The sequence below is a fragment of the Novosphingobium sp. GW835-FHT14H07 genome (assembly GCF_058793515.1).
Window position 1 is genome coordinate 119,954 of sequence record NZ_JBXAFX010000011.1, and the last position, 8,761, is coordinate 128,714.

The following is an 8,761-nucleotide window of genomic DNA, read 5'->3' on the forward strand; positions in this document are numbered from 1 at the left end:
ACGGGTCGCGCCTGTGGAGATTCGACTCAAATGGCCGATCCTGTTGCTGTTTTGCCCTTGCCCGGGGGCACGATACCAGTTCGTTTCCGTGGCAAAGCCTGGTTCTTCAGGCTTCGCGGGACAGCCGCGGCAGGCCTGTTTCCTCTTCTGACCCTATCCTTTTCGGTGAGCACCGCGCTCGCCCAGTCGCTTCCTCCGAGTAACGTTCAGCCCCCTACGCGCGAAGAAATCCAGCGTGGGGTAGCAGAAGGAACGCTCAATCGGAGTGGCCCGGTCACGGTTGACACATCCGAAGTCGAACGCGCGCCATGCCCTCTTGCTGCTCCCGATTTCGCCGGGATCCGCTTCAAGCTTTCGTCCGTCACCTTCACCGGCATGCAGGATCTTGCGGGGTTCGATCTCGCGGACAGCTATGCAGAGTTTGTCGGAGCGGAGCAGCCGGTATCGGTGATCTGCGAAATTCGTGATCGCGCCGCGACCAAGCTGCGCCAGGCCGGATATCTCGCCGCGGTGCAGGTGCCGCCGCAAAAAATTGATGGAGGAACCGTCCGGCTGGATGTGCTCCTTGCCCATCTCAAGCGCGTGCAGGTCAAAGGTGACGTGGGGCGGTCCGAACAGGCGCTCCTCAGGTACCTCCAGAAGCTGACCAGAGATCCCGTATTCAACACCCGTCGCGCAGAGCGTTACCTGCTACTGGCGAAGGACCTGCCTGGCATGGATGTGCGGCTGGCGCTTCGCCCGCTGGAAGGGTCGCCGGGCGAAGTCGTGGGCGAGGTTTCCGTGCGGAGGATGCCAGCCTATGCTGAAATCGGGTTGCAGAACTACGGCTCTCGCGCAGTCGGTCGGTACAGTGGACTTGCGAGGGTGCAGTTCAACGGGCTGACGGGGCTGGGCGATTCCACCACGGCGAGCTTTTTTGCCACCACCGACCTTCATGAGCAGAAGGTGCTTCAACTTGGCCACGAGATGCGGCTTGGAGGAGAAGGTTTCGCACTTCGGGGTGACTTTACGTACGGTTGGACCAATCCGACTGTGACGGACTCGCGGGCCGACTTTCATTCGAGGACACTGTCGGCATCGCTGGAGGGCAGCTTTCCGCTCGTCCGGTCACAGGCATACAACCTGTCGATTGCAGCGGGGGGACAGATATCCAATCAGGATCTCGACTTCGGCAGCATTCCGCTGAACCGCGATCGCTTGCGGGTGATCCACGCCAGGACCGAGGCCAGCGGTATCAGCCGACCGAGCCTGACAGGCCGCGACGGCTTCACGCCGTTCGAACCGCACTGGTCGTGGGGACTGACTCTAGAAGCCCGACAGGGGCTCGATGTCCTCGACGCCACCAAGGGCTGCTTTGGTGCCAATGCGCCCAGTTGCCGCGGCTTCGGAAAGGTTACTCCGAGCCGGATTGAGGGTACCGCAAAGGGCTTTGTCCTGCGAGCTTCTGGTGTTTTCGATTACCGTCCGGTGCGCAAGGTTACGCTCAGTATTCAGCCCCGTGCCCAATACTCGCCCGACAGGCTCCTTTCCTATGAAGAATTCTCCGGTGGCAACTACACCGTGGGCAGGGGCTATGATCCCGGTGCCGTGATCGGCGACAGCGGCGTTGGCGTGCGCGGCGAGATCCGGCTGGGATCGCTCTTGCCCAAGGTTGCCGGTGGCAGTGCTTTCCAGCCTTACGCCTTCGCCGATGCGGCGTGGGTGTGGAACAATGACGCCGCATTCGATGGGATCGATCCGCAGAAGGTGATTTCGGTCGGCGGGGGCCTCCGGGCTGCAATCAAGGATTCCATTCGTCTGGATGCCGGCGTGGCGGTGCCCTTGCACGATCCACTGGGATTGGACGTCAAGGGCAAGGCCCGCTTCATGCTCAATCTTTCGTTCCAGCTCCTGCCGTGGAGGCTGTGATGGCCCGTTCGCCTGCCCATTCGCCTGAAAGCACAAGCCCGAAAATGCGCAAACTATCCTTGGCCAAGCTCTTGTGCGGAATATCCTGCGGGGCAACATCGCTGGCGCTTGCGACTGCGCCCGCGCAGGTCCGCGCACAGGCGGTGCAGGGTACGGCAACGGTCCAGTTTGGCGCCAGTGCGCCGGTCTTCAACGGCACCAACACCGACACGATCTTTGTCAATGCGAACGAGGCCCTGATCGACTGGGCCATTACCAGTCCGTCCGGCGAGTTCCTGCCCGAAGGCATGACCCTGCGGTTCAACGCCGACACCGGCACGCCATTCACTGTCCTGAACCGCGTCACGGACACGGCGACGACTGGTCCACTCTCGATATCCGGAACAGTCTCTTCGGATCCGCTTGGCAGGATCTGGTTCTACAATGCCGGCGGTTGGGTCGTGGGGGCGAAGGGCGTCTTCAATGTCGGCAGCCTTGTGCTCACGTCGCTGCCCATCACGGTTGACCCGGTGACGGCTGAGGGTACTCGTCTGTATGGCGACAAGAACGAGATACGTTTCGGCGCTGCCCTCGATCCCAAGTCGTCCGTTACGATTCAGTCGGGCGCGCAGATCAACGCCACGCTGTTCAACAGCAGCTACGTTGCGCTGGTAGCGCCGCGGGTCGATCAGGCAGGCACAGTTCGGGTAAACGGTTCCGCCGCATTCGTTGCCGCAGAGGCGGCGACCCTGACGATCAACAACGGGCTATTCGACATCGTGGTCGATAGTGGGTCGACCGATGATGCCGGGGTCTCGCATACCGGCAGCACCACGTGGGCCGCAAACACTAACTCGACCGATGCAAACCACGGGGTTTACCTCGTTGCGGTTCCCAAGAACCAGGCGATGACCGCCATGGTCTCGGGACGGATGGGCTATGACAGCGCGACGACCGCCGAAGTGGTGGATGGTTCGGTCGTGCTCTCGGCGGGGTACAATATTGCGTCGGGCGCTATCGATCCGAATGCGATCGTGGGCAACGATGCATCCCTTGTCGTCTCGAACCTCACGATCGGTTCCGAGGGATCGACCAACACGCTCATCGGTCGTGCCAGCGGTGGCATTGAAATTGACGCGACGACTTCATCGACGGTCGTGAACGGCAGCGCCACATTTGACGCGCGCGGCGATCTGTCTGCCAAGATTGACAACGGCAATTTCGTTTCCGTCGAAGGTGGGCTGTCGCTGGCATCGGCGAATGGCGCCAAGGCGGGCAACGTAGCGGTATCTGTGGCGGGAGGGGCGGGACTCTCCGTGAGCGGAGGCCTGAGTCTGACATCGACCGCGATCGGAGCGATCCAGACCGATCCAATGAACGGCGATGCGCTGTTGCCTGACACGGTCGGTGACGACGCCGTTGCGGGCAGTGTCTCGCTGACGGTTACCAACGGCAGTGTCTTTGCGAGTTCGACCTCTTTGCTGAGCGACGCCACCTCGGGAGTCGGCGCTCTTTCGACAGGAAGTGCCACGTCGGGTTCAGCGGCAATCCAGGTTTCCGCTCCCGTCGGTTCGACCAGCAACAGTGTCTCGTTCGGTGACGTCACCATTTCGTCGACCGCGAGCCACGGCTTTTTCAGTGGTCAGCAGGCGATCAGTGGCGGCAATGCCACATCGGGTGATGTATCCTTGTCGGTGTCCGGTGGTGCTTATGCATCGCGCTCACTCTCGCTCCATTCAGATGCGATCACCTACTCCGGCAGCGATCAGTCTCCACTTGATGCCACTGCTGGAGCGGTATCCGTCAGCTTTTCTGGCATCCCGACACGGTTTCAGACCGGTTCGATCAATGCGTCGAACTATGCCTCGGCCAGCGATGGAGGCATCGCTTCGCTCGGCAACGTGTCGCTGTCGTTGGACAATGCCAATCTAGCGACCTCAATCCTCACTAACGGGGGGAATTTCTCCAATTACATCAATCTTGGATCGAGTGCTTATGGCGATCTGATCGACCCGAACACGGTGTCGCTCAATCTTACAAATAACGCCCAGCTCGATACGGCGGGCGCAAGTGTGTATCTGTCGGCGCACGGCAGTAATGCTTTGGGAACACAGCGGTCGGCCAATGTCTCGTTCGTCAGCGACGCCAGCACGCTGCGCACCGGATATCTGAGCCTGACAACCGATGCGAGCTCTTACGAGAGCGGAGAGGACGCCCAGTCCGGCACTGTCACGGCGATCTTGCGCAACGGGTCTTCGGCAATCGTTGACTTCGGAGCGTCATTGCGCTCGCAGGCAAGCGGCGGGAGCGGTTTCGACGGCGGGAGCGGAACCGGTGGCGCAGTGGGCTTCACGCTCGCCGATTCATCCTATTCGGGTGACCTGACGATGCGTTCGATCGGGGGCGCAGGCCGAAGAGACGACGTAGCGGGGCTTTCGGGTGTCGGAACAGGCGGCGACGTCACTTTCACCCAGTCTGGCAAGACTTCATCGTTCACGGGGGCGCAGGTCACTGTGTCCAGTCTCGGCCAAGGCGGGGCAGCATTTGAATCCGCCCGCACCAGTCTTGGCGCTCAGGCGGGAGACGGCGCCAGCGGGGTCGGTGGAACGGCAACTTTCACTATTACGGATGGCACATTTGCGACGAGCACCCTCGACATCAGCGCAACAGGCGAAGGCGGCACTGGCCGGAACGTGGCCGGTGCGGGACCGGGCGCCGGTGGGCTCGGCCTTGGCGGATCGGCAGCGCTGAACGTCAGCGGCGGCTTGGTTTCCGTACCCAGTATCACTGTCACCGCATCAGGTTATGGTGGCGATGGAGCATACACGGACCTCGACATTGATGGCGGCGTTGGCGGCGCTGGCACCGGCGGTGATGCAACTGCAACTCTCACGTCCGGAACGATCCGCACGGACTCCCTTCTGGTTGAAGCCAATGGCAACACGCCGATTTCGGATCCGATTTACGGCGGTATCAGTTACTTCGGGAACGGCGGTTACGATTTCGGTGGAACGCTGCAACCGGGGCAGGGGGGACTCGGCACCGGCGGGGCGGCGCTCGTCACGATCGATGGCGGCTCGTTGTCAGCTACTGTTCCATATCGCGATGTCCCGCCTCAGGTCGAGGTAAGGGCGATCGGCAATGGCGGGCTTGGTGGCTATTCCTTCGGATCAGGTACTCCCCAGTACTCAGGTCCCGGAGGAGACGGCGTTGGCGGAACTGCGACCATCAGATACCTCTCTGGCGTGTTCGATGCTGGGATCATCGCAGTCGATGCGACCGGCATTGGCGGACGTGCCGGAAACTTCATCAACGATGCCAATGATGCCTTTTTCGGAGGAAGTGGCGGCAGCGGCACCGGCGGCACGGCAATATTCGAGATTGCTGCCGACTTCGGCGCTTCCACGTCGCTCGACTATCTCCGCACAGTGACCCTATCCGCCGACGGTATCGGTGCCATTAGCGAAGCTGGGACGAACGGGGGCAATGGTGGCAATGGTACTGGCGGCATTGGCCGTCTTCTGGTTGGCGCGGGCACGACGGCACTTGGCGATCTCACCATAACCGCCGAAGGCAGGGGTGCCGCGGGTGGTGATGGGCAATCCGGCGGCAATGGCGGACAAGGCGGTTCGGGCATTGGTGGTCGGGTCGAGGTGGCTTCCGGGGGATCCGGTACAGGACTAACCGTAACCGGTGCAGCATTGTCTGCGGCAGGCGTCGGCGGCAACGGCGGCAACGGCGGAGCCGACGCCGCTGGCGCAGGTCTTGGCGGAGATGGCGGCGAGGCCATAGGCGGAGAGGTTGCGTTCGCCGCAGCAAACCTCGGAACGCTGACGGTTTCGGGCCCCGCGATAGAAGCCTCCGGTCGAGCCGGAAATGGCGGGCTTGGTGGAAACTCTGCATTGTTCGGCGGCGTCGCACAAGGCGATGGCGGCAATGGGGCGGACGGTTCGGGTGGCGCCATAACCGCAACTGCGTCGGGTGGCGGCAGCCTGGCATTCGATGGCCTGACCATGATCGCTAGCGGCCTCGGAGGTGCTGGCGGTGGCCGCGTCGATGCCAGCAGCAGCGGCACGCCCGGACCCTCGGTCGGCGGCACGGGCGGCCGCGGTCGCGGCGGCCTGATTGCTCTCACTTCCACGGGGGCCAATTCGAGCATTTCTCTCGGTAGCTTGTCGGCGACCGTTGACGGCACCGGCGGTGCTGGTGCGGATGGAGCCGGATATTCCGCTTCGGGTGACGGCACCGCTGGCAGCGCGGGCGGTGACGGTTCCGGCGGCGTCTTCAACCTGCTTGCTGACCTCGAAGGCTCTATCGCAATCGCCGAAACCGATGGCGGACTGGCGGTTTCAACTTCGGGCTTTGGCGGCAACGGTGGGCGAGGCGTGGATGCAACTGGATCGAGCGGCGGTTCAGGGGGCAACGGCGGCGCTGGCGGTGCAGGTTCAGGAGGAACAATAGGGCTATCGGCCAATCGGCTTGGCGAGGCGTCACTTGGATTGTTTGGCGGCACGACACTCACCGCGAGTGGTGTCGGTGGCTTGGGCGGTGCGGGCGGCAATGGTGCGTCGGCCAGCGAAGCCGGGGTCGCGGGCGGCAATGGCGGCAATACCGGACTTGCGCAGGCTGGAGCCGGTGGCGCAATCACCATGGGCGCAGAGGGTGGGAAGCTAAGCTTCGGCGATCTCGTCGCCACGGCGGCAGGCACTACCCGGTTCAGAAACCTGGCGGGGACGAGTGGCACTGGGCCCGGCGGATCGGGCAATCCCGGAACGTCCACTGCCGTTCCCGCCACGGGGGGAACAATCGCATTTTCTGCAAGCGACGATAGCGGCGGTGGTCTTGGACAGATTTCTGCCCTCGACGTAACGGCAGATGTCACTAGCAGACAGTTCTTCGTCAATTTCGGTTTCGGCTTCAACCAGGCACCGGGTAGCATCTCGCTGTCGAACTCCGCGACTGCCGCCGGTGGTGGCCTGCATTTCAGCAGCTTCACCGGCGAAGCGTCCGGCTTTCCTGCAAGCCTGGATCCAACGATCGGCATTGCGGTCACCGGCGGGACAATCGCGGTCGATTCAGAGCTGACCCTGCTCTCCGGCGGCAACATTGCAATTACGCTAGCCGACGGTGCATCGCTCGCCGCAGACACTGCGTATGTGCAAAGTGATACCGGCATCGTTGTGACCGGCGAGGGCAATGGCCGCTTCTCTGCCGGGGCGATCAGGCTCTCGTCATTCGACACCATCGATATCGTCAGCAATGCCTGCACCGCAGCGGTCTGCCGCCTAATCGAGGCGAGCAGCAATCTCGACGTGGACGCATCAAGCGATTTCAGTCTTGTCGGTCCGGCCGAATTGGCCGGTCTCGGCAATCTCACCGTCTACGCTGGCGGAAACATCACTGGCGATGCTGGCAGCGGATACTATTCGAATGGCAACGTAGCCGTTCGCGCCGGGAACGACGCCACGATCCGCAATATCTCCGGCACGAACGTCATAGCCGAGGCTGGCGCTCTGCTCGACGGAGATTACTTTTACGTCGATGGCTTGCTGACCCTCGGAGAGGCCTCGGGCGGCGGCCGCTTCAACGCTTCGGGCAGTCTCGATCTCAACAGTGGCGGAACCGTCCTGACTCTGGATGGCACTGCTTTCACAGCCGGAGCGGGCATCGGAGTTCGGTCCGGTAATGATATCCTGATTGGCAGGAACAACAGCTTCCTCGCCAACACCGGGCCATCGTCAGTCCCCGAACGGTTGGTCTTTGCAGCCGGCGGTCAGCCGATAAGTTACGACCTCTTGCCCACCAACATTGCTATCCTTTCAATCGGGGCAGGCTCGGCAATTGATGCTGGCACGGGCGGTATCGAGATTTCGGGTGCCGCCATTGATGCTCGGCTGGCCAGCTTTGCCGGAGCATCGTTCCGCGCGGATGTCACAGGAGCGATTTCGGGGTCGTCGATCCGCCGGAACGATGGCGATACGCTTGATGCCGATTGCCTTGAGGGCGCAATCTGCATCGACGATGTGAACGCCGCTGACTTCGTCAGCATCGGTGACGGAGATTTCAAGGCTTTCGATATCCGCTCCAACGGCGCGATATCCGGCAAGTCCGTCGTGCTTTACGCGACCAGTGACATAGCGATCGGCGGGCCGGAGCTTGTAGCGCAGATCGCGGCGGCCGATGGCCTTTCGATCACGTCCCAGCAAGGCGGCATCGCTCTCCTTGGCGGTTCCACGCTGCAAGGCGGTTTCGTCAGTCTGACAGCCGCTGCCAATCTGTCGGGCACGGGGAATATCGAAGCAACGGTCAGTGACATCGGTCTCTCGATCGGTGGTGACATCGATGCCGCTTCTCTCGTTGCTGCACGTGAGCTGACTTCAGCCGTCGATGTCGGCGGTGAAACCGAGGGAACCTTTGATGCTGCCGGTGCGCTGCGCACTGGCATTCTCTCGCTTGGGGCAACAAGCGCAGTTTCAGCTGCGGCCGAGATCCGCATCGGCACCCTCACATTGGCGGGCCTTGATGGCACCTTCGATGCGGCAACGTCGCTTCACGTGGGTTCGGCGTCCGATGTGGGCAATCTGTCCCTCACTGCCGGGACTGCGGCCACGTTCGGAGTTCTGGTTGTCGACGGCGATCTGTCGATCGATGCACAGTCAATCGAAGGCACGAGTGCAAGGGCGAGTGGTCTGCTTGCCATCACCGGCGATAACCTTGTTGCTGATCAACTGGAGGCGGCGGGCGACGTGACGCTGACCGTGACCGACACGGCAACGCTGGGCACGGTCACCTCGAGCGGCGGCTCGGTGTTCATCGACCCTGCGCTGCTGACGTTCGATGCGATCGGCGCTGCGGGCGGGATCACGCTGGCAGG

At 62.4% G+C, this 8,761-nt stretch carries 2 protein-coding genes; both read left to right on the forward strand.

Features of this window, described 5'->3' with window-relative positions:
• The first annotated feature begins 165 nt into the window (after positions 1 to 165).
• Positions 166 to 1,908 carry a ShlB/FhaC/HecB family hemolysin secretion/activation protein gene (locus AC1Q5P_RS12210; RefSeq protein ID WP_492519069.1) on the forward strand — a complete coding sequence of 581 codons (1,743 nt, stop codon included), beginning with the start codon at positions 166 to 168 and terminating at the stop codon, positions 1,906 to 1,908.
• Positions 1,908 to 8,761, forward strand: a 6,854-nt coding sequence (locus AC1Q5P_RS12215; RefSeq protein ID WP_492519070.1) for a hypothetical protein, incomplete at its 3' end; no start/stop codon positions are given. The genes AC1Q5P_RS12210 and AC1Q5P_RS12215, both read left to right, overlap by 1 nt.